Annotated in this window: 27 protein-coding genes and 1 tRNA gene; 7 read left to right on the forward strand and 21 right to left on the reverse strand. The window is 60.5% G+C overall.

The genetic code is table 11. From position 1 onward, the window contains the following. Positions 1 to 49: 49 nt before the first annotated feature. The 8 genes from ACW73L_RS09975 to ACW73L_RS10010 form a co-directional block, all read right to left on the reverse strand. Complete coding sequence (locus tag ACW73L_RS09975) at positions 50 to 538, reverse strand: type II toxin-antitoxin system RatA family toxin (protein ID WP_498921762.1); 489 nt, start codon at positions 536 to 538, stop codon at positions 50 to 52. A 45-nt stretch (positions 539 to 583) separates the two neighbouring features. Further along, a complete protein-coding gene (locus tag ACW73L_RS09980; protein ID WP_498921763.1) occupies positions 584 to 1,060 on the reverse strand; it encodes a PAS domain-containing protein in 477 nt (158 codons plus the stop codon). Positions 1,061 to 1,125: 65 nt separating this feature from the next. Then, positions 1,126 to 1,608, reverse strand: a complete 483-nt coding sequence (locus ACW73L_RS09985; RefSeq protein ID WP_498921764.1) for an SRPBCC family protein — start codon at positions 1,606 to 1,608, stop codon at positions 1,126 to 1,128. Between the two features lie 142 nt (positions 1,609 to 1,750). Next, complete coding sequence (locus ACW73L_RS09990) at positions 1,751 to 2,899, reverse strand: NAD(P)/FAD-dependent oxidoreductase (protein WP_498921765.1); 1,149 nt, start codon at positions 2,897 to 2,899, stop codon at positions 1,751 to 1,753. A gap of 566 nt (positions 2,900 to 3,465) precedes the next feature. Then, entirely contained in the window at positions 3,466 to 3,906 is a 441-nt protein-coding gene (locus ACW73L_RS09995; protein ID WP_498921766.1) for a GtrA family protein, read from the reverse strand. Continuing rightward, positions 3,903 to 4,592, reverse strand: a complete 690-nt coding sequence (locus ACW73L_RS10000) for a glycosyltransferase family 2 protein (RefSeq protein ID WP_498921767.1) — start codon at positions 4,590 to 4,592, stop codon at positions 3,903 to 3,905. Before ACW73L_RS10000 ends, ACW73L_RS09995 begins: the two co-directional genes overlap by 4 nt. Then, positions 4,589 to 5,527 (reverse strand): UDP-glucuronic acid decarboxylase family protein, encoded by a 939-nt coding sequence (locus tag ACW73L_RS10005; protein ID WP_498921768.1) that lies wholly within the window; start codon positions 5,525 to 5,527, stop codon positions 4,589 to 4,591. Before ACW73L_RS10005 ends, ACW73L_RS10000 begins: the two co-directional genes overlap by 4 nt. A gap of 319 nt (positions 5,528 to 5,846) precedes the next feature. Next, positions 5,847 to 5,922: transfer RNA gene (locus ACW73L_RS10010), tRNA-Glu, on the reverse strand. Between the two features lie 262 nt (positions 5,923 to 6,184). On the opposite strand from ACW73L_RS10010, the gene pcnB reads away from it, so the two are divergent. From pcnB to panD, 5 genes are all read left to right on the forward strand, one after another. Beyond that, the gene (gene pcnB / locus ACW73L_RS10015; RefSeq protein WP_498921906.1) at positions 6,185 to 7,426 is read left to right on the forward strand and encodes a polynucleotide adenylyltransferase PcnB; all 1,242 of its coding nucleotides are present in this window, start codon (positions 6,185 to 6,187) and stop codon (positions 7,424 to 7,426) included. A gap of 4 nt (positions 7,427 to 7,430) precedes the next feature. Beyond that, complete coding sequence (folK, locus tag ACW73L_RS10020) at positions 7,431 to 7,955, forward strand: 2-amino-4-hydroxy-6-hydroxymethyldihydropteridine diphosphokinase (protein ID WP_498921769.1); 525 nt, start codon at positions 7,431 to 7,433, stop codon at positions 7,953 to 7,955. Then, positions 7,948 to 8,751, forward strand: a complete 804-nt coding sequence (gene panB, locus ACW73L_RS10025; protein WP_498921770.1) for a 3-methyl-2-oxobutanoate hydroxymethyltransferase — start codon at positions 7,948 to 7,950, stop codon at positions 8,749 to 8,751. Before folK ends, panB begins: the two co-directional genes overlap by 8 nt. Then, complete coding sequence (panC, locus tag ACW73L_RS10030; RefSeq protein WP_498921771.1) at positions 8,748 to 9,617, forward strand: pantoate--beta-alanine ligase; 870 nt, start codon at positions 8,748 to 8,750, stop codon at positions 9,615 to 9,617. The genes panB and panC overlap by 4 nt, the downstream gene beginning before the upstream one ends. 90 nt (positions 9,618 to 9,707) lie before the next feature. Beyond that, positions 9,708 to 10,088 (forward strand): aspartate 1-decarboxylase, encoded by a 381-nt coding sequence (gene panD / locus ACW73L_RS10035; protein WP_498921772.1) that lies wholly within the window; start codon positions 9,708 to 9,710, stop codon positions 10,086 to 10,088. Between the two features lie 22 nt (positions 10,089 to 10,110). Here panD and folP read toward each other — a convergent pair whose 3' ends face one another. From folP to ACW73L_RS10055, 4 genes are all read right to left on the reverse strand, one after another. After that, positions 10,111 to 10,959, reverse strand: coding sequence for a dihydropteroate synthase (folP, locus tag ACW73L_RS10040; protein ID WP_498921773.1), 849 nt, complete (start codon positions 10,957 to 10,959; stop codon positions 10,111 to 10,113). Between the two features lie 69 nt (positions 10,960 to 11,028). Next, on the reverse strand, positions 11,029 to 13,245 hold the full coding sequence (locus ACW73L_RS10045; RefSeq protein WP_498921774.1) for a TonB-dependent receptor: 2,217 nt from the start codon (positions 13,243 to 13,245) through the stop codon (positions 11,029 to 11,031). A 181-nt stretch (positions 13,246 to 13,426) separates the two neighbouring features. Beyond that, positions 13,427 to 13,837, reverse strand: a complete 411-nt coding sequence (locus ACW73L_RS10050; RefSeq protein WP_498921775.1) for a transcriptional repressor — start codon at positions 13,835 to 13,837, stop codon at positions 13,427 to 13,429. Positions 13,838 to 14,060: 223 nt separating this feature from the next. Beyond that, the gene (locus ACW73L_RS10055; RefSeq protein WP_498921776.1) at positions 14,061 to 14,492 is read right to left on the reverse strand and encodes a hypothetical protein; all 432 of its coding nucleotides are present in this window, start codon (positions 14,490 to 14,492) and stop codon (positions 14,061 to 14,063) included. Positions 14,493 to 14,578: 86 nt separating this feature from the next. Between ACW73L_RS10055 and ACW73L_RS10060 the strand changes: the two genes are divergently transcribed. After that, a complete protein-coding gene (locus ACW73L_RS10060; RefSeq protein WP_498921777.1) occupies positions 14,579 to 14,959 on the forward strand; it encodes a hypothetical protein in 381 nt (126 codons plus the stop codon). Positions 14,960 to 15,138: 179 nt separating this feature from the next. Here the strand turns inward: ACW73L_RS10060 and ACW73L_RS10065 are convergent, their stop codons facing one another. From ACW73L_RS10065 to bioB, 9 genes are all read right to left on the reverse strand, one after another. Beyond that, positions 15,139 to 15,996, reverse strand: a complete 858-nt coding sequence (locus ACW73L_RS10065; protein ID WP_498921778.1) for a cytochrome c oxidase subunit 3 — start codon at positions 15,994 to 15,996, stop codon at positions 15,139 to 15,141. A gap of 50 nt (positions 15,997 to 16,046) precedes the next feature. Beyond that, positions 16,047 to 16,592, reverse strand: coding sequence for a cytochrome c oxidase assembly protein (locus ACW73L_RS10070; protein ID WP_498921779.1), 546 nt, complete (start codon positions 16,590 to 16,592; stop codon positions 16,047 to 16,049). A gap of 292 nt (positions 16,593 to 16,884) precedes the next feature. After that, on the reverse strand, positions 16,885 to 18,474 hold the full coding sequence (gene ctaD, locus ACW73L_RS10075) for a cytochrome c oxidase subunit I (protein ID WP_498921780.1): 1,590 nt from the start codon (positions 18,472 to 18,474) through the stop codon (positions 16,885 to 16,887). A 34-nt stretch (positions 18,475 to 18,508) separates the two neighbouring features. Then, entirely contained in the window at positions 18,509 to 19,642 is a 1,134-nt protein-coding gene (coxB, locus tag ACW73L_RS10080; protein WP_498921781.1) for a cytochrome c oxidase subunit II, read from the reverse strand. A gap of 71 nt (positions 19,643 to 19,713) precedes the next feature. After that, complete coding sequence (locus tag ACW73L_RS10085; RefSeq protein WP_498921782.1) at positions 19,714 to 20,184, reverse strand: DUF2244 domain-containing protein; 471 nt, start codon at positions 20,182 to 20,184, stop codon at positions 19,714 to 19,716. A 333-nt stretch (positions 20,185 to 20,517) separates the two neighbouring features. Continuing rightward, on the reverse strand, positions 20,518 to 21,336 hold the full coding sequence (gene bioC / locus ACW73L_RS10090) for a malonyl-ACP O-methyltransferase BioC (RefSeq protein ID WP_498921783.1): 819 nt from the start codon (positions 21,334 to 21,336) through the stop codon (positions 20,518 to 20,520). Beyond that, positions 21,333 to 22,121 carry a pimeloyl-ACP methyl ester esterase BioH gene (bioH, locus tag ACW73L_RS10095; RefSeq protein WP_498921784.1) on the reverse strand — a complete coding sequence of 263 codons (789 nt, stop codon included), beginning with the start codon at positions 22,119 to 22,121 and terminating at the stop codon, positions 21,333 to 21,335. The genes bioC and bioH overlap by 4 nt, the downstream gene beginning before the upstream one ends. Then, positions 22,118 to 23,287, reverse strand: a complete 1,170-nt coding sequence (gene bioF / locus ACW73L_RS10100) for an 8-amino-7-oxononanoate synthase (RefSeq protein ID WP_498921907.1) — start codon at positions 23,285 to 23,287, stop codon at positions 22,118 to 22,120. The genes bioH and bioF overlap by 4 nt, the downstream gene beginning before the upstream one ends. A gap of 5 nt (positions 23,288 to 23,292) precedes the next feature. Further along, the gene (gene bioB, locus ACW73L_RS10105) at positions 23,293 to 24,291 is read right to left on the reverse strand and encodes a biotin synthase BioB (protein ID WP_498921785.1); all 999 of its coding nucleotides are present in this window, start codon (positions 24,289 to 24,291) and stop codon (positions 23,293 to 23,295) included. 66 nt (positions 24,292 to 24,357) lie between these two features. Here bioB and ACW73L_RS10110 point away from each other — a divergent pair, with 66 nt between their 5' ends. Then, positions 24,358 to 25,083 carry a ComFC family protein gene (locus tag ACW73L_RS10110; RefSeq protein WP_498921786.1) on the forward strand — a complete coding sequence of 242 codons (726 nt, stop codon included), beginning with the start codon at positions 24,358 to 24,360 and terminating at the stop codon, positions 25,081 to 25,083.

Below are 25,083 nucleotides of genomic sequence, written 5' to 3' on the forward strand. Positions count from 1 at the left end.
TGTGGCACGACTCATTCTCAAGACGCCCCGCAAGGGCATGCGTGCCGCTTCAATTCGAGGCGCCTTCCGCGGACGCAACGGCTGCCGAGGCTACCGCGGCGGATCGCGCCGGATATCTCACGGCAGCCTGCCGACAGAAGGCATCCACCAAAGATTCCATGACGTCCTTGAAGAAACCACCGAACGCGAGCCCCAAAAGGCCGTTGGAAAACTCAAAGTCACATTGGTAGGTCGTCTCACACCCGCCCTTGGAAGTGGGCTCGAATACCCATGATCCCCGGAAAAATTTGAAAGGCCCGTCAACGAGATTCATCTGGATACGCTTGCCCTCGACCATGCTGTTCGCGGTAGTGAACGAGAACTTGATCTTACCTTTGGCCAACGTCAACGTCGCGCGTAGATTCGTTGGCGACCGAAACTGTACCTTGACATCGCTACACAGCGGAAGATACTGCGGATAGGACTGCACATCGTTGACAAGCTCGTACATCTGCTGCGGCGTAAAGTCGACGCAAACGCTGGTGCTAACCGTTGTCATAAGGTCCTCAACTCTGTTATTCGTAACGGTGGCCGGAGCGCCGCCTCAGGACTTGACATCCGCGGCTGTCCTGCGCGACAGACCTTCGAGACTCTCGCTCAGCCGCTTGATTTCCTCCGCTGCTTTGACTTGATTTGTAACGTCATACTGAACCCCAAGATAATAAATCACCTTACCGTTGGCGTCGAACAGCGGACTGATCATCAAATGGTTATAGAATAACGTACCATCTTTACGATAATTCCTGATGGTGACCTCCAATGGCTGGCTGTTGTCGATGGCTTGCCGGAGTTGCTTGCGCGCCTCCTGGTCTCGATCTTCACCTTGCAGGAATCGACAGTTTTTCCCAATAATGTCTGCCTGACTGTATCCAGTCATTCTCTCAAAGGCTTTATTGGCGTATACAATGGGCATATCCTCGATATCGGGATCGGCCAGCGTTACGCCATTGACGCAGGAGTCAAGAATCACGGACAAGACTTGCGGAATAAGTCCTGGATCTTTTTCAGCAACAAAACTCATGGCTTTTGTCCTCAAGAATATTTGATCAGTGTTTTGAAAAAGGGACCGTAGTTTGGCTACAAGTATCACTCGACACAGGCTGTGCTCTCGGCTTCAATGAGTCTCTTCAGGTTGCGCACCGTCCGTTCGGCGCCATCCTGAAGAACGACACGGATCAATTTCTCGAACGGCCGCATGTACATTTCCAGCTTTGGCAGCTCAAAGACGAAGGTGACGCGCGTCGAACCGTCAGCCTCATTCTTTCTGAGCTCGTAGTCGCACCTATAGGGATTCGAAATGCCTTCAAAGCAAACCCTGGTGTATGGCTGGAATACTGTCACGCCGAAGATGGACTCCGTCCGGTGTCCCTGATCGACTCGCACCTGCCTCGCCTTCGTGCCTACCCCCACGGCACCGGGACTGAGTTGTTTCAGTTCCTGAACTTCCGGTGACCAGCGGCAGTAGTTCTTGAAGAAGTCGTCCCCGATAAATCGAAAGACTTCTTCGGGAGAGCGCGCGATCACGATACTGGCTTTCGAGACAAGCGGCGCATTATCAAAACCAAACATACCAACCCCTCCTCGCACATTGAACGCAGGCTTTCTGAAGACCCTTGACTATTAATAATTTTGCGCGATGACAAATGTGATTTGACCTAAGTATCAGCCGTGCTCAAACGGGGGCTGCCGGGAGTTACGCTCACCACGCCGATTACAAGATGTAAGTGTCGATGCCTGCCATCAACAAGTCGTATTGAGCCTCGACCAACTCCTTGACTACCAACGCTGGATAACCGGCGACGATATTACGTTCCATCGCAAGCCATCCTACCGCGTCATCCGGACCCAGGCTGATTACATAACCCATGTCGCGATGCAGATAGGGCTCCAGGACTCTCAAGCGCCCGGTGGAACGTAGGATGTTCCGCGCAGCAAGCTTGCCTTTTCGAACCGCTGCCTGGGCGGTGTAGGTATTCGACCCAGGACCTCGATAACGAGCGCAATCGCCTGCGGCAAAGACGCCCTCCAGGGTGGCGTTGCCTACAATCACCTGACCGAAGATATTGGTGGTAAGGCGGTGCGGAGGATTTTTTCCCAAGAATAGAAATGAAGCCGTCGAAGGAAGCGAAAACAATTCCGAACTGGCCACCTTCTGCAAAGTGACCTCGCCACCTTCCTGGCTCTGAAAAAAGGTCTCCGGCAGATACTCGATTCCCAGATCAGCCATGCGCGCCTGCACATATTGCCCGAGGGGGGGCGCGAACTGTTTCAACACCGCGTCTTCGCCGTCGACCAGTCGCAGCCTCAAAGGGAACTGACGCTGATGCACATAGCTCGCGAGCTCGAACAGGAACTGGATACCCGTGGCCCCGCCGCCGACTACCGTCAGCCATCCAGGACCCTTCGACGCCACTCCCTCCGCGATAGCTGAACCCTCTTTCGTGGCAAAGCTGCCGAGGTCGAAAACATCTGCGGGAGGCTCTCTTCGCGACGAGCTGATACCACAGGTCACCAGTAACGCATCGAAACCCAAGTATTCCTCGCCTAATACTAGACCGCGATTGCCCCACCACTCCAAGAGATTGGACTCGGAAGCTTCGACATCGGCCTGGATGTGTCGACACCCAAAACGTCGCGCCAGAGTTGCGAAGGGAATTCGCAAAGGCGCCAGTGGTCGCCGAAAGGTTTCGTGTAGATGCGTGACCTTAAGGTGCTCCAAGCCGGGGTCGACAACAGTGACTCGCGCCGTGGGCGCAAATCGGTGTAATGACACCAGCGCGGCCATTCCGGCATAGCCGCCGCCAATGATGACGATGTTCAGCGGATTGGACCGCGGCAGATAAAAGGGCAAAAAGGCCATCGATTCTCCTAGGGTACGGCTCGGTGATGCCCGGGCAGCGCCGTTGCCACGCGCAGGTTCCGCATGTTACCGCTGTACGACCCCGGGCAGTACCGAAAATTCCCTGATCCCGATTCAGTGTTCGCTCCAGCGCCGCTTGGGTAGTGGAGCGGTGCAGCCAACTTGAGGGGAACTAGCCCCCCCGGCAGACCCCGTTCAGGGCTCTGAAGACGGGCTCACCAGGGGGAGAACTCGAAGGCGGGTAACGCAAATTCGGAACGGGCCCGCGTGCCCCTTCACAAGCGGCAAAGGAAGGAACGGTGTCAACACCAGATCGACGGGTTCATCGACCGTCTGGAGCAGAAGCATCAAATCCGCACTGGGTCGTTTCGGCGGACCAAACTCACACGCTTTCCGCGCTTGCCGGCCGGGTTGAACGGCGATTGCCTGCGCTCCAGGATAGCGCTACAGCGCCCGGACAGGGTGCGCCTTAGGGGCCATTGGATTGCAGGCGACCGCCCTGGCCGCTCACACCGAGCGGTCGAGGCTGACCAGCATCCAAGCCGGGGCCCCGCCAGCATACGGAGTCACGCGTCACGGCCCGTACCCGTGGAAGAACAGTCCAGATCCGGATCATCGAACGCAACCTGCGAGACGCGCTCGCTGAAGATGAAGTACCGGCGCGCTCCGTAATTCCAGAAAAAAACGGCGCCGGTTGCACCCAGTTTGGCGACCAACATGTCGAGATGGGCTGCTTCGATGCCGAACCACAGTGCGCCCTGGTTGATGGCCAGCCCGACGGCGCTGACCAGGTACACCAACATCAACTCGTGTCGCCGGGAAAAGCGAATGCCGCTTTCGAAGACATGGCGGACCGACAGAACATAGTTCACCAGCGTCGCCACGGTGAAGCTGAACAGGGCGACAGGAAACCATGGCAATCCGGCCACGCGAGCCAGCAGCGCGAACAGACTGAAGTCGACGAGCGCGGCTGCCCCGCCGACAAAGAAATAGCGGACCAGCTTCATCGAAACACGTTGTATTTGACGATGCAGTACAACGCCCTGACACCGTCCTTCCAGCCGATCTTCTTGCCCTCGGCATACGTTCGGCCGTAGTAGGAAATGCCGACCTCATAGATCCGGCAGCGAGTCTTGGCAACCTTGGCGGTAATCTCGGGTTCGAAACCGAAACGCTCCTCCTCTATCGGAATGCCCTGGATGATTTCCCGGCGGAAGACCTTGTAGCAGGTCTCCATGTCCGTCAGGTTCAGGTTCGTCAGCATGTTCGAGACCAGGGTGAGGAAGCCGTTCCCCACGCGATGCCAGAAATACAGTACCCGGTGCGGCATGCCGCCCATGAAGCGGGACCCGAAAACCACGTCGGCCCGGTCCCGCAGGATCGGTTCGACCAGCTGCGGGTATTCGTTCGGGTCATATTCGAGATCCGCATCCTGAATGATCACGATGTCCCCGGTGGCGGCCTGAATACCGGTGCGCAGCGCGGCCCCCTTGCCGCGATTGGTCTCGTGATACAGGACATGATCCACCAGCGGCGCAATCTGCTCACGGAGGATGTCACGCGTGCCGTCGGTGGAGCAGTCATCGACGACGATGATTTCCTTGTTTTCGTAGGGGGCGGCCCGAACGGCGTCGATCACGGTCCGCAGCGTGTTGCGTTCGTTGTAGCAGGGAATGACTACGCTGAGCTTCATGAGGCCAGCAATCTCCTGAAATAGGCAATCGTTTCTCGGAGCCCGTCGTCGAGGCTGACGGTCGGCGCCCAGCCGAGCTTTTCTTGGGCGAGGGCGATATCCGGCTGTCGCTGACGCGGATCATCAGGCGGGAGTTGACGAAACTCCAGCTTGGAGCGGCTACCCGTCAACGCGAGCACCTTCTCGGCCAACTCACGCATGCTGAACTCAGCCGGGTTTCCCAGGTTCACTGGTCCGATGAAGTCTGGCTGGCTCTCCATCATCCGGAGGAAACCATCGATCAGGTCGTCAACATAGCAAAAGCTGCGCGTCTGCATCCCGTCGCCATACAAGGTGATCGGCGCTCCGCTCAGCGCCTGCACGATGAAGTTGCTGACGACGCGGCCATCGTTCGGGTGCATGTGCGGCCCGTACGTATTGAAGATGCGGACGACCTTGATGTCGACCTGATGCTGGCGGTAATAGTCGAAGAACAGGGTCTCGGCACAGCGCTTGCCCTCGTCATAACACGCCCGCAACCCGGTGGGGTTCACCCGGCCCCAATAGCCTTCCGGCTGAGGGTGAATCTCCGGGTCACCGTACACTTCACTGGTGGAGGCTTGAAGGATTCGGGCCTTGACCCGCTTCGCAAGACCCAGCATGTTGATCGCGCCATGCACGCTGGTCTTGGTGGTCTGCACCGGGTCGAACTGGTAGTGGATCGGCGATGCCGGGCAGGCCAGATTGAAAATCTGATCGACCTCGACATAGAGCGGGAAGGTGATGTCGTGCCGCAGGAACTCGAAATACGGATTCCGAAACAGCGGCTCGATGTGGTTTTTTCTCCCGGTGAACAGGTTGTCCGCGCAGAGGACGTCATCCCCCCTGGCCAACAGCGCCGCGCAAAGATGTGAGCCGAGAAAGCCTGCTCCCCCGGTAACCAGCACTCTTTTCATCGCGCACAAGATGAGAAGGCCACGTGGGCAATCCTTATAAAGAAGACCGTATTAATCGCAGAAGAAGCCGGCCGGCGTCTTGAAACCCCGGGGGGCGGACTGCTGCACTGACCCACGGGACAACGGTCCGGGCCGTCAGGGTTCGCAATGACTGGTGATCGCGCGCCCATGCGGTGGTCACGATTGCCTGCGCGTGACGTTTCGGGGTGCTGCACCGAGTGTGCCGGGTCCAACGGAAGGGGAATAGGACGAATCCGAACGGTCGCTCGACGGGCTCGCGCCAATGGTAATCGGGTCTGGTCCGTCGGCAGGAAGTGTATGGCGTCCCCAGGGGGATTCGAACCCCCGTCGCCGCCGTGAGAGGGCGGTGTCCTGGGCCTCTAGACGATGGGGACAAGCTAGAGGCGCGGAGTATACGGCAAAAAGCATCGACAATACAGTGATGCGGTATGCCCACCCTGCTACACAGGATGCCGATTGAGCCTACCCCGCGCCTAAGGTACCATTTCGCGATGACTCAATCTGACGTGGCATACTAAGATCGCTATCTTCGACTTCTTCAAGGGACTGTTCAAGCCACTGGCTCCCAGACCGCCGGCCGATCCCCCCGGTCCGCGGATCTACGCTCGTTCCGAACATTGCATCTCACGGGCCCTGATCAGTGATCCCGCGCTCAAGGTTCTCTATCGCCTGAAAAAGGAGGGGTACCAAGCGTATCTGGTCGGCGGCTGCGTCCGGGATCTGCTGCTCGGGCGGGAGCCCAAGGACTTCGATGTCGTCACGAACGCCCGCCCGGAGGAAATCCGCGCAACGTTCCGCAACTGTCGCCTGATCGGCCGACGCTTTCGGCTCGCGCACGTCCATTTCGGAAGCCAGATTGTCGAGGTCGCAACGTTTCGCGGACTCGCCCAGGACGACGAGACCGGAGACCGCGTGCTCGAGAACGGGCGCATTCTGCGCGACAACGTCTATGGAACCATCGAGGAAGACGCCTTCCGGCGGGACTTCACGGTCAACGCGCTGTACTACAACATTGCCGACTTCTCGGTTGTCGATTACCTGGGGGGGATGGAAGACCATAAAGCATCGACCCTGAAGTTGATCGGGGAACCCGAGGCCCGCTATCGTGAAGACCCGGTGCGTATGCTCCGTGCCATCCGTTTTGCCGTTCGGCTGGGCTTTACGCTTCACCCGAGTTGCGCCGGTCCCATCCCCCAGATGGCACCTCTGCTCCGCCAAATACCGGCCCCTCGCCTGTACGACGAAGTTATGAAGCTGTTCCTCGGCGGCTATGCCGTTCAGACCTTCGAGGCGCTGCGGCACTACCGTCTTTTCGGCGCCCTGTTCCCCGACACGGAGTTCAGCCTGTCGCGTGAGGAGCAGGGTTTCCCTCTGACCTTCGTCGCCCAGGCGCTGGATCGAACCGACCGTCGCGTCCAGGAAGGAAAGGACGTAGCCCCCCATTTCCTGTTCGCAGCATTGCTATGGGAACCGGTGCGTGAGCACGCCGAAAACCAGATCCGCGACGGTGCCAACGACATCGTTGCCTATCAGGAGGCCGGAGCCGACATCGTCACGAAGCAGATCCACCAAATCGCGATTCCCCGCAGCGTGTCACAACCCATGCGGGACATCTGGGCCTTACAGCCTCGATTCGCCCGGCTGCAGGGTGGACGACCGTTCCGTCTCTTGACCCATCCACGCTTCCGGGCGGCTTACGATTTCCTGGTCCTGCGCGCGGAATCGGGCGAAGCCGAGGCAGCGCTCGCGGATTGGTGGACACGCTTTCAGGACGCGGACGAACCCGAGAAGAAAGCCATGCTGCGCGAGGCGGACCGCGGTAACGGTCGGAGCAAGCCAAGGCGGCGACGTCATCGGCCACGCAAGGCCGTTGCCTGAACCCATGACTGCTGGAGCGGAGCACCGCCCCGTCGTCGCCTATATCGGCCTCGGGGCGAATCTGAACGATCCCATATCTCAACTGCTGAGAGCAAGGCAGGAATTGAGCCAGAACCCTCAACTGAGGGAAGTGGCCTTTTCGAGCCTCTACCGCAGTGCGCCGATGGGGCCGCAAGACCAGCCTGACTATGTCAATGCCGTTATTGCCGTGGAGACTCGGCTGGCACCGGAGTCCTTGCTGGCGGTGCTGCATGAGGTAGAGAACGCGCATGGGCGCACCCGCATCGGTGAGCAATGGGGACCGCGCACACTGGACCTCGATCTGCTGCTCTACGGCAACGAGACAGTCGCCACGCCAACGCTGCGGGTCCCTCATCCGGGACTGGGTGAGCGCGAGTTCGTGCTGGTACCCCTGCTCGAAATCGCGCCCAGCCTGACGCTTCCCGACGGGCAGCCCCTCAGCGACTTGATCCTGACCTGTTCGCGGCGGGAGTCCCCATTGATCCGCATCGAGGAGACCCGTGCCTGATTCGCGCGTGACATTGCCGGGATTGATCGCGATGAAGGCGCGCCGCGAGAAGATCACCTGTCTGACCGCCTACGACGCGACGTTTGCGCAGGCCGTCGACGCGGCCGAGATCGACATGCTTCTGGTCGGCGACTCGCTCGGCATGGTGATTCAAGGCTCGGCGACCACGCTTTCGGTCACGATCGATGATGTCGTCTACCACACGCGCTGCGTGGCGGGCGCCGTGCGCCGCGGCTTCGTACTCGCGGATTTGCCGTTCATGTCCTGCGCGACACCTGCCGAAGCGGCCGAGAACGCGGCGCGCCTGATGCGTGCCGGGGCTCACGCCGTAAAGATCGAGGGGGCCGGACCACAAATCCAGATCACCCGCTTTCTCAGCGAGCGCCACGTGCCCGTCTGCGGGCATTTGGGCCTCCTGCCGCAGGCCATCCACAAACTGGGAGGCTATCGGGTGCAAGGCCGCGATGCAGCATCCGCACAGCAGTTGCTGACGGATGCAGAGGCGCTGGTCGCAGCCGGTGCGACGTTGCTGGTCCTGGAATGCATCCCGCCCGAACTGGCCGCAGAAGTGACAGCGCGAGTACCGGTGCCGACCATCGGCATCGGCGCGGGCGCAGCCTGCGATGGGCAAGTGCTCGTACTGCATGACATGCTGGGCCTTACACCGAAACAGCCTGGCTTTTCCCGAAATTTCCTCGACGGGGCGAGCAGCATCCAGCAGGCACTGGTCCGCTACCGGGATGCCGTTCGCGGCGGCGCGTTCCCCGCCCCACCAGAAAGGGTCGACCGTCCATGATCGTAGCGGAAGGTCCATCCGAGCTACGCGAACATGTCACCAACTGGCGCCGAACCGGTCTAAGGATCGCGTTCGTACCGACGATGGGCAATCTGCATGAGGGCCATCTGGCACTGGTCGAACTGGCGCGACGGCAGGCCGACCGGGTGGTGGTCAGCATTTATGTGAATCCCTTGCAGTTCGGGCCGGGCGAAGACTTCGAAGCCTATCCGCGAACCCTCGACGCGGACCAGGGCAAATTGATCGCGGCGGCCGCTGATCTGCTGATCGCGCCGCGCACGACCGACATCTACCCGGACGGCGCCGAGCGACATGCGTTCGTGGAAGTCCCTGGACTGTCCGACGACCTGTGCGGCCGCCACCGTCCCGGACACTTCAGGGGTGTCACCACGATCGTATGCAAGCTGCTGAACTGGGTGCAGCCGGACGTTTTGATTCTGGGCGAGAAAGATTATCAGCAACTGGTAATCATCCGGCGCATGGTGGCCGATCTGGCGATACCGGTGACCGTGATCGGCGGGGCGACCGTAAGGGAACCCTCCGGCCTGGCTCTCAGCTCCCGCAATGCTTATCTGACGCCCGATGAGCGCCTGCAAGCGACCGAATTGTCCCGCGCGCTGACGGACGGCTCGGCCGCCCTGCTGCGCGGCGTCGGGGATTTCTCTCGAATCGAGGCAGAGTGCGCGGCACGCCTGAGCCGCTCGGGCTTTAGGGTCGACTATGTCAGTGTCCGCCGGTCCACCGACCTCTCCCTTCCGACCCCCACGGATCGTTCCCTCGTCATACTGGCCGCCGCTTGGCTGGGCAGGACGCGACTGATCGATAATCGTCGGGTCGACTTGGCGGCGTCAGTCTGCCAGCAATAGCTCATTTCCCGCCACCGTAGCATCCCAACTTGTAAGGCCGGCGGCCGATAGGGGATAATTTTCGGTCCTGCGCACCAGCGAGTCATTCGAATGCAGACAACGATGCTCAAAGCAAAGTTACACAGGGCTCGTGTAACGCACTCGGAATTGGAGTACGAAGGATCCTGCGCGATCGACGGCGAGTTGCTCGATCGATCAGGAATACGGGAGTACGAACAGATTCAGATCTACAACGTCAACAACGGCGACCGCTTCACGACCTACGCGATTCGGGCCAAGGACGGATCGGGTGTGATCTCCGTCAACGGCGCCGCCGCGCGTCGCGCCGCCGTCGGAGACATCCTCATCATCTGTGCCTACGTCGGTCTAAGTCAGAGCGAGATGCTCAACTATCAGCCGACACTGCTCTACATGAACGAAAACAACCAGATCGCGCGGGTGGGCCACACCATCCCGGTTCAAGCCGCCTGAGCGTTCCCCTTTTTCCCTTCGTCTACGGGCACGAGCTCTCCCGCACAGTTCTGATCGCGGCGGCCACATCGGCCGCCTGCCGGTTCTGCCGTACGTCGTGCACGCGGAACATGCGCACTCCACTCATCACACCGAGGGCGGTCGTGGCCACCGTCGCTGCTGTCAGCCCGTTCGGGCGCTGCTCGCCGCAGACAGCCCCCATGAAGCGCTTCCGGCTCGCGCCGAGGAGGACCGGATAACCGGTCGCGACCAACCGATCGAGATGCGCGATCAGCGCCAGATTATCGTCCTTCCGCTTACCGAAGCCGATCCCCGGATCGAGCCATATCCGGTCATGGGAGATACCGGCACGCATAGCCAAGTCGGCGCGTTCCAGTAAAAACGCGATCACCTCGTCGACGACATTGTCGTAGTACGGTCGATCCTGCATGGTCTTCGGCGTGCCCTGCATGTGCATCAACACGATCGGCACCCCACGATCGGCCACCCGCTCGAACATCGCCGGATCGTCACGCCCCGCCGAAACATCGTTCACCAGATCGGCTCCAGCCGCCAGCGCCGCCTCTGCCACTGCGCCGCGCGTGGTGTCGATGCTGATCGAAAAACCGTCCGGCAGCACAGTCCGCAGCCGCTGAAGCGTGGGCACAACACGCCGGATCTGTTCCTCGGCGTCAACGGGGTCGGCCCCAGGTCGGGTGGACTCCCCGCCGACATCGATCAGGTCTGCACCCTCCGCGACCATACGCAAGGCTTCTTGCGTGGCCACTTCCGGGTCAAGGAAAAGCCCGCCGTCAGAGAAACTGTCCGGGGTTACATTCAGGATCCCCATGATCAGGGGACGAGACGCTAAACAGAGTCGATCGGAGCGCATGGAGGATTATCGCGGCAAGGACAGAGCACGGATGCTAGTCGAAGCGAGCCCGAAGCGCCAGGGGACGGATCAAAAAGTCGCCCGGAGCCCGATCGCACCGCCGATCCCCGGTTCGGGCGCAATATTCCGCAGGTAGGAAGTCGAGTTCCGGACCTCCTGGTCCAGCAAATTATTGCCCTTGGCGAACAACAGCACATCCGCATAAGGGCTCGCACTGATCTTGTACTCGACCGTGATGTTCATCAACACATAACCAGGAGTGGGCGTCTCTCCCTGGCCCGGACGGTCCTGCGCTTCCGCACGCATCACCCGCCAGTTGGCCGACCACTCGTCCTTGTGGTAGTCGAGCTGGAAACCGAAGCGCAGGGGCGGCTGGCGCGGCACCGCACCTTCGTGGCTGAATTGTCCCCGAACATAATCGCTGAAAAGCACTAGGTCCATCGCGCCCCAAGACGCGTCGGCCAGCGGGATGCCGACATCGGCCTCGTAGCCGATGAAGGTCGCATCCGCCTGGGAGAACTGGAACACCGGCACGCAGGTATCAACCTCCGGGCATGTGTTTACGAAAGACTCACTCTCGGCGTCGAACAACTGTCCCGAGCGCTGGGCATAGATATAGTCTGCCGACCAGTTCTGGAAGACGTTCACATTGGCCCTGACGGGCTTTGTATTGAGCCGATAAGACAACTCCAGGTTGTAGGTCGTCTCCTCGCTGAGCCGTGGATCGCCAATCTCGTAACTCCGGGTCGCCGCGTGAAACCCGTCCGAATAGAGTTCCTGGACCTGAGGCGCACGTTGCGCACGGCTCAGGGCCAGGGCGACGCGGTTCGACTCGTCCGCGTTCCAGGCTGCCGAGCCGGAGAAGCTGACGGGCGTATGCGAGGAGCCACCCTGATTGATCGGTATGATGGTCTGATGTTCTACGCGCGCGCCTGCCTGATAGCTGAAGAGAGCGGTCTCGATGTTTTCGACCACAAAGCCGCCGAAGTTCTGAATGTCCGACTTCGGCACCACCGCCTCCTCGCCCACGGCTTCGAATACTGAACTGATGCCCTGGAACCCGACGATACCCTGCATCGGCCCCAGCGGCTTGTGCTTCAACTCGGCCCGGCCCTCCCAGCCCTGGTTCGTGAACACGGTGCCGGTCAGGTCGTTTTCGAGTTCGACATGGTAATAGTCGGTGTAGGTCATCCGCAGTTTCAGCAACTCCGCGAACTCGGCCGGATCGTACCATTCGCTCTTGAAGTCGTAGCGGGTACTGCGCTGCTTGATGTTTACCCGATCGAGGGGTAGCGCCAAGGCCAATTCTTCCTCGTGCTCGTGCTCGTGCTCGTGCTCATGGTCATGATCGTCAGCGGCACGTTCGTCCTCATGTCCCTCTTCATGATCTTCCTCGTGCTCGTCTTCGTGACCGTGATCATGCCCTAAGTGACTGTGAGCTGCGCCAGGAATGCCATAGTCGTTCTCCATGTAGTTCACGGCGAAACCGGCAAATCCTTTGTCGCCTATCAGCGAAAAACCCGCGGTACCACCATACGAGCGGGTTTGGGTGTTGGGGATGTAGCCTATCGGATTAAAGATGGCCTCACCTGGCGCGACGATGCCTTCGGCTTCCGCCGCCTGGACATCGATGGGCCGCCCGGGAATCAATACATCGGCGCTGTCCCGATAGTAGCCGTCGAAATGGACCGCGAGGATATCCTTCCCGGCATCGAGCTTCATGAGGGTCGTCGTCTCGTCGAGCGCCGTATCGTAGCGCTGCTCGAACACGCCATTGAGCAGATCTTTCGGCAGCATGCTCGGCACGCGGTTGTCGATCACGTTGACTGCACCGCCGATCGCGTTGCCGCTATACATCAGCGTGGCCGGCCCCCGCATCACTTCGATCTTGTCGGCAAGCAGGGGCTCGACCGTCACACGGTGATCCGGGCTCAGGTAAGAAGCGTCCGATGCCCCCGTAGCATCCTGCATTACTCTGACTCGCGGACCGGTCTGGCCGCGCAGGACCGGCTGACCGACCCCGGGACCGAAGGAGGCGCTGTTGACGCCCATCTGCTGCTGAATCGTCGTGCCGATCGTACCGGTGACGTGGGTTCGAAGATCTTCACCGGACATTTCGTTGACCGGATCGACTAGCGGGACCTCCGAGCGCTGCAACGGCGCAGTGACCATGATAGGCGCCAGCGCCTGAGCCTGTTCCGCATCCCTTTCCTCCGCAGACGCCGCCGCGACGCCAAGCGCAGAACAGAGCCTCAGGGCGAGGAATGGTGACTTTTCGAGACGCACGGCATGATGTTCCAGTTTGGATGTTACAATATAACATAACATCCGCCTTGCCCGGCGACAAGGGGTGCAGGAACACGCGTTGGGAGAAAGGCTACTTCCGCGTCCGGCTCCTGCGATCGTGCAGGCTGACGAAATGGCGCATGCGATGTTCTCGCAACGTCGCCACGACCGTTAGAAGAGGTTACGCCAGCTCCGAAACCGCGTCTGGTTCCTTCGCCGCGCAGCGGGCACAAAGGCCGTGGACTTCCAGGGCCTTATGCCGCGGAAGAAAGTTGGCGTCGCGTATCTCGCCTGCGACTGCATCCGTTACGCCCTTCGCCTGTCGCTCCTCTACCCAGTTGCACCGGTCGCAAATCAGCAAGAACAATTCATGCTGATGTTCGACGTCAGTGCAACCGATGAAGGCATTCAAACTCTCGACACGGTGAATCAACCCCTGCTCCCGCAGGAAATCCAGTGCCCGATAAACCGTCGTGGGCTTCGCGCCGGGATCGAAAACCTTGAGATCTTCGAGGAGGTCGTATGCCTTCACCGCCTCATGACTGCGCCAGATCAGCTCAAGAACCTGGCGCCGTACCGGTGTAAATCGCACACCACGTTCGGCACAGCGCTTTTCCGCGCTCGCAAGCGCCCGGTGTATGCAATCGTGATGATCATGACCCGACGCAGGTGCCGGCCTCCGATGGGGTCTCTCATTCGGCACATCCCCCTCGTGCGATACCGCGGACCGAGTACCAGTGGACTCCGAAGGCGTACTCGGGGACCCGTGTGCGCAAGATTCACGGATGGCGGGACTCATCCAACGAATCCGATGCTCATTGCGGCCTGCCAGTGCGCTCCGACTGCCGCAACGGGGGCGCCTCGGGCTTGCCGGCCTTCTTGCCCTCGAGGTCGGGATCCGTGGCCTGCTTCCTCAGCCAGTCTTCCCATGAAGAGTAATTCTTGAACGCCGGATCGCCCGTCGCGATCTTGATGTTGACTTCCCGCTTGGCGAGTTCGATGACTTCCTCGGGCTTGAGGCCATCCACCGCTTTCGGGAATTCGTCGGGGCCCTTGAGTTTATCGAGCAGGACGAGCGCCGTATCGAACATCAACCTTTCGTCAGTCGGCAGTCGTTTTTTTGCCGCCAGGGCCGAGCGATAAGCAGTCTCCCGGGTTGAGCCGTTGATGGACTCCGTGCGCGACATAAATGCCGGGAAGAAGTAAATCACAGCGAGCAAAGCCATCAATGCGGCGAGATATCTCATGTTCTAGTCTCCGGTCGTCCTAAGTGAGCACATTATATAATGAGGCCAACAGTCTGCAGGGCCGATACGACGTGTGACGACCGCCGATGAAGTTTCTCCCCCTTGCTGCGACCCTGCTGCTCAGTGCGTGCGCGCACGACCTGGCCCTGATGAAGCGGGATGAAACATTGCACGCCTATGCCGCCGCGATACGCTGGGGTGCATTCGATGCGGCGAACCGTTACCGAGGTTCCCCTGCCTACCGTCGTCCCTTAGCTGACAACCTGGGAGACGTAAAAGTTTCCGGCTACCACGTGCTGTCTCAGTCAGCCGACAAAGAGCGCATGACGCTGGAGCAAACCGTCGAGGTGCACTACTACCGCCAGGGAGATCTCGTCGAAAAAAAGGTCCTTGATCCGCAACTCTGGCATTACGACGACACCTCAGGACAGTGGCTGATAGACACGCCTTTACCGCGATTCCCGTAGCGACCGACCCCGCATCGGGGCTTCTATGACGGCCTGCTTGTGCAACTCAAGCGCAGCGCGCGGTCGGGCACATACGACCCACCGCCCGATCCGGTGGCGAAGTTGGATTGTTTTGTTCAGTCAAGGAGTTAGGGCCCGTAATTGACCGGGCCCATTTCTCGACTGCTGCGGAGTGGCCTCTACAACCAGTAGACGAAGATGAAAAGCCCCAGCCAGACGACGTCGACAAAGTGCCAGTACCAGGCGGCGGCTTCGAACGCGAAGTGATGTTCCGGGCTGAAATGCCCACGGGCGCTGCGCAGCAACACCACAGTGAGCATGATCGCGCCGATGGTGACGTGCAGGCCGTGAAACCCCGTCAGCATGAAAAAGGTCGAACCGTAAATACCCGAACCCAGCGTCAGACCCATTTCGGTGTAGGCTTCGTGGTACTCGAACGCCTGCAGCACGACGAACAGGAAGCCGAGCGCCACTGTCGCAATCAGGCCCTGAATCAACTGACTCCGTTTGTTGGCCAGGAGCCCCCAGTGCGCCCACGTCACGGTCACGCCGCTCGACAAGAGGATCAGTGTATTGAGTGCGGGGATACCCCAGGCGCCCATCGGCTCGAAATGACCGCCGATCGCCCCCGGACCATTGGTTGGCCACGCGGATTCAAAGCTCTTCCATAGGAACTCGTTGGTGATCGAATCATCATCCCCCATCCACGGGATCGCCAACACGCGGGTGTAGTACAAGGCCCCGAAGAACGCGGCGAAGAAGAAAACTTCGGAAATGATGAACCAGATCATGCCCCAGCGGAATGAGATCTCGACCTGATGACTGTACCAACCGGCGACGCTTTCCTTGATTACGGTACCAAACCAACCCACGAGCATCGTGATCATGATCGCAGCACCGAGCCACATCATCAGGGGGCCGATCGCCGCGCCGTTCAGAAAGTTCGCGAACCCGGCCAGTAGAGTGGTCAGGCCAATCGATCCGACAATCGGCCAGGTTGCCTTATGCGGAAGGAAATACGAATCGTGGGATGCCATGTTGTGCCTCTGCTTCGATGATGTTCGGAATATTGCCGCGAATGGTGTCGCTAATTCGGCTTGCGGTCCGTAATGTCAAAAAATGTATAGGAAAGCGTCATGTCCCTGACTTCCTTGGGAAGTTTCGGATCAACAACAAAACGAACCGGCATGGTGCGCTCCTTGTGTGGTTCGAACTTCTGCTCCGAAAAACAGAAACACTCCGCTTTCTTCAGGTACTCGGCAAATAAGCCCGGAGCGATACTCGGGATCGCTTGTCCAGTCAACTGACGATCGGTCAGGTTTTCTGCGTAGAAATTTACGGTGTAGTACTGTCCGGGATGAACCTTCAGCTTGCTCTTCTCGGCGCGGAACGCGAGGGGCATGCCCTCATTCAGCGACGTTATGAACTCAAGCGTAATCTCGCGACTCGTGTCGACGCGGTACTCCCCAGTCGCGGTTGCTTCCCCCTTCACTTTACCGTTTAGCCCGGTCCATTCGCAGAACACGTTGTAAAACGGAACCATGGCGAATCCGAAACCGAACATCGCGATGGCGACGAAGGCGATGCGCCTGACCAGGCGCATGTTGTCCCGGCTTCTATTCGCAGGAGTCACGAGTGCGAAGCCCGGTTAATGATGCTGACGATCGAGTAGCCGAACAGCGCCAGAGCGAACAGCGCCAAGGCACCCGCCAACAGCAGATTCTTTTTGCGTTGATCCATGCTTCACTAAGGCCTTGCAAGGAATTCCATGAACGGCGGGCCTTCAGGCCTCGTTCAGTGCCGCTGGGGCCGAGGCGCTCCCCTTCCCCAGCGACTGCAGGAAGTGCGATCGGAACCAAGTGTTCCGATCGTCATCCAAACGAGGTCACCCGTTCCCGGCAGGCGACCTGGCTCGACGACCCGCGTTACTTGACCAGCGGCGCGACTTCCCACGAGTGGTAAGGCGGCGGAGACGGCAACTGCCACTCCAGGCCATGTTCTGCGGCGCCTTCCCAGACCTCATCGGTAGCCGGTTGGCCGCCGCGAACGGCCTTGATGATCACGTAGACGAAGATCAGTTGCGAGAATCCGAAGATGAACGCGCCGATGCTGGACATTGCGTTGAACTCGGCGAATTGCACGGCATAGTCCGGAATTCGCCGCGGCATGCCGGCGAGACCGGAGAAATGCTGAGGGAAGAACAACACGTTGACCGAGATCGCCGTCAACCAGAAGTGCAACTTGCCGAGCGTCTCGTCGTACATGTGGCCGGTCCACTTGGGCAACCAGAAATAGGTGGCCGCGATCAGCGCAAAAACCGCTCCTGGTACGAGCACATAGTGGAAGTGCGCGACGATGAAGTAGGTATCGTGGTACTGGAGGTCCGCCGGCGAGATGGACATCATCAAGCCCGTGAAACCGCCGAAAGTGAACAGCACGACGAAAGCGATCGCGAACAACATGGGCGTTTCGAACGTCATCGCCCCCTTCCACATTGTGGCCACCCAGTTGAACACCTTCACACCCGTGGGCACGGCGATCAGCATCGTCGCATAGGTGAAATAGAGCTCCCCGGCCAGCGGCATGCCGACGGTGTACTGATGGTGAGCCCAGACCACGAACGACAGCAAACCGATCGACGCGGTGGCGTAGACCATGGAGCTGTAACCGAAAAGCGGCTTACGCGCGAAGGTCGGAATGATCTGCGAGACCACACCGAAGGATGGCAGGATCAGAATGTAGACCTCCGGATGCCCGAAGAACCAGAACAAGTGCTGATAGAGTACCGGGTCACCGCCACCCGCCGCATTGAAGAAGCTGGTACCGAAAAACTTGTCGGTCAGCAACATCGTGACCGCACCGGCAAACACCGGCATGACGAGAATCAGCAGGAAGGCCGTGATCAGCCAGGTCCAGACGAACATCGGCAATTTCATCATCGTCATGCCGGGAGCGCGCATGTTGAAGATCGTGACGATGATGTTGATGGCCGCCATGATCGACGAAATGCCGAGCAGATGGATCGAGAAGATCGCGAACGGCAGGTTGTTGCCACCCTGCAGGACCAGCGGAGGATAAAGCGTCCAACCGGCGGCCGGCGCACCACCATCCATGAAAAGCGTGCTCGCGAGCAGCGCGAAGGCGAACGGAAGCAACCAGAAACTCCAGTTGTTCAGCCGCGGCAGCGCCATGTCGGGGGCACCGATCATGATGGGAATCATCCAGTTCGCCAAACCGGCGAATGCGGGCATGACCGCCCCGAACACCATGATCAGGGCATGCAGCGTCGTCATCTGGTTGAAGAATCCCGGGTCGACGAATTGCAGACCCGGCTGAAACAATTCGGCGCGGATGACCAATGACATGGCGCCACCGACGAAGAACATGATCAGCGCCGTGGTCAGATACAAGGTTCCGATGTCCTTGTGATTGGTCGTGAACACCCAACGCAAAAAGCCCTTGGCCGGCCCATGGTCGTGGTGGTCGTGCAGGTCCTCATGAGTTACCGCTGACATACCCGTTTCACCTCTTTAGGAAGCTGAATAACTGTTAATTTTCAGATGGGACTTGCGACGGCTGCAGCAGGTCACCCTTGTCGTTGCCAAAACCGTTCCTTTGATACGTCACGACAGCAGCGATGTCGACTTTGTCCAGAGTCTTGCTGAAACCCGGCATCATCGCTCCCTTACCCTTCGCGACGATTGAGAGGTGCTCGTCGATCGGACCCAGGGCAACCGGGCTGCCCTTGATGGCCGGGAAGTTGCCGGGAATACCCTCTCCGTTGGCCTGATGGCACGCAGCGCAATTCGCATTGTACACGGCCTCCCCCTTCGCCATGAGCTCCGGGAGGGTGAAGCTTTTCGACGCCGCAGCAGCGGCCTCATCGACCTTGGCAGTGGTTTGTGCTTTTTGCGTCGCCAGCCACGCCTGGTAGTCGGCTTCCGTCTTGGCTTCCACGACGATGGGCATGAACCCATGGTCGCGACCGCACAGCTCAGCGCACTGACCCCGGTAGACACCGGGCTCGTCGATGCGCGCCCACGCCTCGGTTACGAAACCCGGGATCGTGTCCTTCTTCCAGCCCAGTGCCGGCACCCACCAGGAGTGAATGACGTCCGCCGCGGTAAACACAAATCGGATCTTTTTGTTGACGGGCACGACCAGTGGGTGATCCACGTTGAGCAGATAATGCTCGACCGTCTCCGGATTGATCTTCGACCCCAATTGCCGCGCTTCGTTGCTCTTCGCATCGAGGGTACTGAAAAAGTCGATGCCGTCGTCGAGATAGGTATAGCGCCACTTCCACTGATAGCCGGTGACCTTGACGGTCATGTCGGAGGCGCTGGTGTCGTAGGCCTCGATCATCACCTTGGTAGCCGGCACCGCCATGGCTAACAGAATCAGGAATGGAATGACGGTCCAGACCACTTCCAGTTTCGTGTTTTCATGGAAGGTCGCCGGAACGACGCCTTTCGACTTCCGATGATGCAAGACCGAGTAAGTCAGCAAGCCATAGACGATCACTCCGATCGCTACGCAGACCCACAGGATGTACATGTGAAGATCGTAGATATCGCGGCTAAGTTGCGTGACTCCGCGCGTTAAGTTCAACGCATACTCGGCATGCGCGTTGCCAACCAGTCCGAGCGCAGCCGCGCCCAGCAATAGCTTTGTTCTCTCCACAGATGCCTCTCTCTTCAATGCTTTAGGGACTCAATGCGTAAGACAAAAACGAATACTTATTTATTCTTCGGTCACAGGAACTGTCGTAATTCCTGAGCAAGCATTTCGCGCTCGGACTCGATCAGAAAGCCGCCGATCTCGAGCGAGGCGCGTTGGCGGCGCAGATACAGCCGGCTCGGATACCCGCCGCGGACAGGAGCCACCCGTTCCACCCGAAGCCAGGTCTTCTCAAAACAGTGGGACTGCTCCGACGCCAGTCGCTTAACGTCCACACGCACCGTGCTGTTGTGAATCGTGATGATCTCGATGACCGACAGTTTCCGCTGAACCCACCACAGTGCCAAAGCCAGCATCAACCACTCGCCCCCCGAAAACGGCAGCACCATCCAGGCTCCGAGGGCCGTAAAGAACAGTGCAATTGTGCCCATGGCGATGGCCATCGCCGCCAGCAGCAAACGTGCTTGATGCTGGGTTAGCGATGAATTCGGTGTCAGGACCAGCCGGATGGCACCCGTCGCAGGGTCGACTTCACGCGCAATCATGCGACACGGAGGGTAAATCCGGTCGACTTCCCGAAAGACCCCCAAACAGTAAGTGAATTCACCGCCGAACGTTCGTACCGCACGAGCAAAAACCGAGTGAAAATACCGTAACGCCGATGCCTGCGCAAGACCGATCCCCTTTGGATCACACCACGGCCAATAGCCGTTGGCGGCCCCGATGAGTCACTCGTGGCCCGCAACAGCCCGCAAGAGTCAACCGCCAGCAAGCCATTGGCATGCGTATCGAAAAGAGGCCATTTCCCAGGATGGTGCACAGCGAGGGAGGAATTCCCGAAGGGCAACGGCTGACCGCACGACAGAGTGTCCGTTTCATCAGTACGGCCGGGTCGCCACGGCGGTCAGGATCTCGAAGCTTGCCTGAATCCCTCCCTCGGCGCCGGGGTACTGGGCCTGATAGCGGCCGGTCATCTCCATCAAACGTTGCTTGCCCGTCAGGGTTCGGGACCGATTCGCGGTCCTGTTGCTGGCGCCGAGCCCCCTGAGTTCCTGCATCAGCGCGAAGACGTCCGGGTACGTGACGACGCTCAAGTCCTGCTCGACCCGAACGCACAACAAACCCGCGGCAGCCAGCGCGGCGCACACCTCGGCGGCACTCCGAAAGCGGTTCACATGGCTATAGTGATCCACACCGGCCCAGGCTCGCCGAAGTTCACCGAGCGTGCCGGTGCAGAAGGTCGAGAAAACCATCACGCCTCCCGGAACGAGGACTCGAGCGCATTCGCCGAGCGCCTGGGGTAGATCCGGACACCACTGCAAGGCCAGATTCGACAGTAACAGATCGACCGAGTCACCGGCCAGAGGCAGGCGTTCCGCATCGCCGTTCACCAGCCAGGGGTCTCGGCCAACCACCCGCGACTTCCTCAGTTGGTGAAGCATGCCCTCGGCAAGGTCGACCGCAATGAGCTGGGCTTGCGGGAAGCGCAGCCCGAGCCGCGGCAAGCAGTATCCGGTTCCCGTCCCGAGGTCCAGCACCCTCAAGGGTTGCAGAGCCGGGTCTCCGAGATGGCTCAGTAAGCGTTCCGCTATCCGCCGCTGTAAGCTTGCCAGACCATCATAACGGGCGGCAGCGCGGCTGAACGCGCGCCGCACCTGATGCTTTTCGGGGTCGCCGCCGTAACGCACGTTGCTCATCCGCCGGTGCTGACCCCGCGTTCGAGAAAGGCGGTTACGGCCGATAGCGTGGCGTCGGGATGGGTCCAGAAAGGAATGTGCGCCGCGTCCTCCAGCGTGGCAACCGCAGCGCCGTGATTGAGCGCCAGAACGGCCGAACCAACGGCGGCTGGAATCAGGCGATCCCGGCGTCCCAACAGCATCAGCAAAGGGCAGTGCAACGCGCTCACCGCCCGGCGCAGATCAGTCGCGCTCAGCATGGCAAGGCCCGCGGCCAGTCCTGCCTCGGCTGGCCTCGCCTGCCCTGCGAGGGTCTCCCGCAGCGCCTTGAGCAGTGGCCGCTCATCCTTCATGCCATGCAACTGGAGTGCGAGAAAGCGCTCGATGGTGCGGTCGTAATCGCGGTGCAGATCGCTCGCAAAGCGGTTTAGTACCGTTTCGTCGACGCCGGGCCAATCGGGCGCCGCAACGAAACGCGGCGAACCGGCCAGCAGGCACAGCGAGCGCACCGCCGTAGGCGCGAGGACAGCGACCTGCAAGGCAATGAGGCCTCCCAGCGACCAGCCCACCCAGTGCGCCCTCGCCGGTCCCCGCGCAAGCACGGCCGTGGCAACAGACGCGATGCCGTCGTCCGCGAGCAGTCCGCTTCGACCATGACCTGGGAGATCGATCAGGGTGACCCGAAAGCGCTCCGACAGGCGCTCCGCAAAGGGCTGCATGAAGCGGCTGCTCATACCCCAGCCATGCAACAGGACGAGGTCTTCGCCGCACCCCAGAATCTCCCGAAACAGGGGCTCACGGGTCACCACGCTCGACACTCCGCTGGCAGGCGGGCCAGGGCACCGAGCAGGTCGTGAACCTGCTGTTCATCATGTCCGGCAGACAAGGTGATGCGCAACCGGGCGGAGCCGACCGGCACGGTGGGCGGGCGTATGGAGCCGACCCAGAAGCCTTCCCGCCGCAGGAACTCTCCGGCAACCATAGTCTGACTGTTGCCACCGATCAGGACCGCCTGGATCGGCGTGGTTGACGCCACGACACGTAACCCCAGCGCAGCGGCACCGGCGCGGAACTGTGCGATCAAGGCGGCCAGGCGATCACGGCGCCACTGTTCCGAACGCGCCAAACGCAAGGCCGCGCGCGTGGCTTCGGCCAGAGCAGGGGGCAACGCAGTCGTGTACCGATAGGTGCGTGCAGTCTGCAGCAAGTATTCGATCAGTTCCTCGCCGCCGGCCACGAACGCGCCGAAGGTACCGAGCGCCTTGCCAAGCGTTCCGACCAACACCGGCACGGCGTCCACCGTCGCACCGCAGTGTGCGAGCGTGCCCGCGCCCTGCGGTCCGAGCACGCCCAAACCATGCGCATCATCGATGACGAGAAAAGCGCCGGCTGGCGTACACGCCGCGACCAACTCCGGCAGGGGCGCAATGTCCCCACCCATGCTGAAGACACCATCGCTGACGACGAGTTTCACGCCGGCCCGGCTCTGTGCCAGCAACTCCGAGAGTACACCGATGTTCGCGTGCGGATAGCGGCGCAGCCGCCCCTGCGACAACAGGCCGCCGTCGAGCAGCGACGCGTGGTTTTCGCGATCCTCGAACACGTCCGCGCTGCGACCGGCCAGCGCCGCGATCACACCGAGATTGGCCATGTAGCCGGTGGAAAACAAAAGGGCGCGCTCACGACCGACGAACGCGGCGAGTTCCTGTTCGAGAAGCTCATGCGCCTCAGCGTGCCCGCAGATCAGGTGTGAGGCTCCAGCGCCGACACCGTACCGCTCGACACCCCGGATCAAGGCGTCCACGACCTCAGGATGGCTCGCCAGAGCGAGGTAATCGTTCGAACTGAAGTTGATCAGCCGTTGTCCGTCGCAGCGGACCACCGCGCCCTGCGAGCCCTCCACCGCGTAGCGATCGCGGCACAGACCCGCCGAGCGCTGCCGGTCCAGCACTCGGGCCCACTCGGGATGCAGCGACGTCAAGCCCCCACGCCGGACATGCGCAGCCCGAGTCGGGCAAACAGCGCGCGATCACGTTCGACTTGCGGGTTTTCCGTCGTCAACAGCCGCTCCCCGTAGAAGATCGAGTTGGCACCGGCAAGAAAACACAAAGCTTGCAACTCGTCACTCATCTCGGTTCGCCCGGCGGACAGGCGTACCCGTGACGCCGGCATCAGGAGTCTCGCAGCGGCGATGGTGCGTACGAAGATGAACGGATCCAGCGTTTCGGTACCAGCCAGCGGGGTGCCCTCGACCTGAACCAGCAGATTGATCGGAACGCTCTCCGGGTGTTGGGGTAAATTGGCCAGTTCCACCAGCAAGCCGGCCCGGTCCCGCGCGCTTTCACCCATGCCGAGTATGCCGCCACAACACACGTTGATGCCGGCCTCGCGAACGCGGCGTAAGGTCTCAAGCCGGTCCTGATAGGTCCGCGTCGTGATGATCTGCGAGTAATACGCTTCGGAGGTATCGAGATTGTGGTTGTAGTAGTCGAGGCCAGCGTCCTTCAAGCGCGAGGTCTGGCTGTCGGTCAGCATGCCCAGGGTCACGCAGGTTTCCATGCCAAGCGCCTTGACACCCTCGATCATCGCCGCAACACGCTCGACATCCCTATCTTTCGGACCGCGCCAGGCCGCGCCCATACAAAAGCGCGTGGCCCCCTGGCGACGGGCTTCGTCCGCGGCCTTCAGCACCTCCTGCAGCGGCATCAGGGCCTCGCGCTCCAGACCGGTGTCGTGATGAACGCTTTGCGGGCAATAGGCGCAGTCTTCGGAGCAAGCCCCCGTCTTGATGCTTAGCAGACTACTGATCTGCACTTCGTTCGGATCGAAGTAGGCACGATGCGTTTGCTGCGCGCGGTAGAGCAAATCGCTGAACGGTTGCTCCAGAAGCCGTTCGACCTCGTCGATGCACCAGTCATGACGAAGTTGGTCTGGGGCCCGCTCGGCGGCCCCCACGGCGTTTGATTCTGGGCGCATACTTCTCTCTCTTCGGTGCCGGGACGCCGCGCCGGGTCGAACCTTCGTCAACCCAACGAGCATCTTTTGGTTTACAACTGGCCAGGGATTATACAGCAGTGGCTGTTCCCGCCCACCTGTCTGCTGTGTGGGGCACACGCGACCACCGGGCAGGATCTGTGCGCCGGCTGCGAGCGGACGCTGCCGTTCATCCGGTCGAGTTGCGTGTGCTGTGCCCTGCCGCTAACACTGTCGGAGCAGGCCGTCTGCGGTCACTGCCTGCGGCACCCACCGGATTTCGACAGCGCGTTTGCTTTGTTGGTTTATCGGGACCCGGTGCGTTACCTGATCCACGAGCTGAAGTTCCGTCGGCAGTACCCCATGGCTCGTTTGCTGGGAGGCTTGCTGGCCGCGGGCATAGAGGGGACGAGGCCGGTCCCGGAGTTGCTGGTACCGGTGCCTCTGCATCCGCGCCGACTGCGCGAACGAGGCTTCAACCCAAGTCTCGAAATCGCGCGCGAAGTCGGTCGCCACCTGGGTGTGGACATCGGGACGGAGGTCGTGACGCGTACCCGTCCTACGGCCTCACAGGCTGGTCTTCCCGCCAGCCAGCGGGCGCGCAATGTCCGTGGTGCGTTCTCCGCCAAAAAAGATATTCAGCGCCGGCATGTGGCGATCATCGACGATGTCATGACCACCGGCGCGACCGCAGGCGAGATCGCGCGCACCCTGCGTCAGGCCGGTGTCGAAACCATAGAGGTTTGGGCCTGTGCGCGCGCCATTCCCGAACAGCCACCGCGCGACAGGCGCTAG

The sequence above is a fragment of the Methylolobus aquaticus genome (genome assembly GCF_054172105.1).

Coding starts and splice junctions, on each gene's coding strand:
- ACW73L_RS09975 (WP_498921762.1), bottom strand. CDS start 538: ATGACAACGGTTAGCACCAGCGTTTGCGTCGACTTTACGCCGCAGCAG.
- ACW73L_RS09980 (WP_498921763.1), bottom strand. CDS start 1,060: ATGAGTTTTGTTGCTGAAAAAGATCCAGGACTTATTCCGCAAGTCTTG.
- ACW73L_RS09985 (WP_498921764.1), bottom strand. CDS start 1,608: ATGTTTGGTTTTGATAATGCGCCGCTTGTCTCGAAAGCCAGTATCGTG.
- ACW73L_RS09990 (WP_498921765.1), bottom strand. CDS start 2,899: ATGGCCTTTTTGCCCTTTTATCTGCCGCGGTCCAATCCGCTGAACATC.
- ACW73L_RS09995 (WP_498921766.1), bottom strand. CDS start 3,906: ATGAAGCTGGTCCGCTATTTCTTTGTCGGCGGGGCAGCCGCGCTCGTC.
- ACW73L_RS10000 (WP_498921767.1), bottom strand. CDS start 4,592: ATGAAGCTCAGCGTAGTCATTCCCTGCTACAACGAACGCAACACGCTG.
- ACW73L_RS10005 (WP_498921768.1), bottom strand. CDS start 5,527: ATGAAAAGAGTGCTGGTTACCGGGGGAGCAGGCTTTCTCGGCTCACAT.
- folK (WP_498921769.1), top strand. CDS start 7,431: ATGACTGCTGGAGCGGAGCACCGCCCCGTCGTCGCCTATATCGGCCTC.
- panC (WP_498921771.1), top strand. CDS start 8,748: ATGATCGTAGCGGAAGGTCCATCCGAGCTACGCGAACATGTCACCAAC.
- panD (WP_498921772.1), top strand. CDS start 9,708: ATGCAGACAACGATGCTCAAAGCAAAGTTACACAGGGCTCGTGTAACG.
- folP (WP_498921773.1), bottom strand. CDS start 10,959: ATGCGCTCCGATCGACTCTGTTTAGCGTCTCGTCCCCTGATCATGGGG.
- ACW73L_RS10055 (WP_498921776.1), bottom strand. CDS start 14,492: ATGAGATATCTCGCCGCATTGATGGCTTTGCTCGCTGTGATTTACTTC.
- ACW73L_RS10060 (WP_498921777.1), top strand. CDS start 14,579: ATGAAGTTTCTCCCCCTTGCTGCGACCCTGCTGCTCAGTGCGTGCGCG.
- ACW73L_RS10065 (WP_498921778.1), bottom strand. CDS start 15,996: ATGGCATCCCACGATTCGTATTTCCTTCCGCATAAGGCAACCTGGCCG.
- ctaD (WP_498921780.1), bottom strand. CDS start 18,474: ATGTCAGCGGTAACTCATGAGGACCTGCACGACCACCACGACCATGGG.
- ACW73L_RS10085 (WP_498921782.1), bottom strand. CDS start 20,184: ATGATTGCGCGTGAAGTCGACCCTGCGACGGGTGCCATCCGGCTGGTC.
- bioC (WP_498921783.1), bottom strand. CDS start 21,336: ATGAGCAACGTGCGTTACGGCGGCGACCCCGAAAAGCATCAGGTGCGG.
- bioB (WP_498921785.1), bottom strand. CDS start 24,291: ATGCGCCCAGAATCAAACGCCGTGGGGGCCGCCGAGCGGGCCCCAGAC.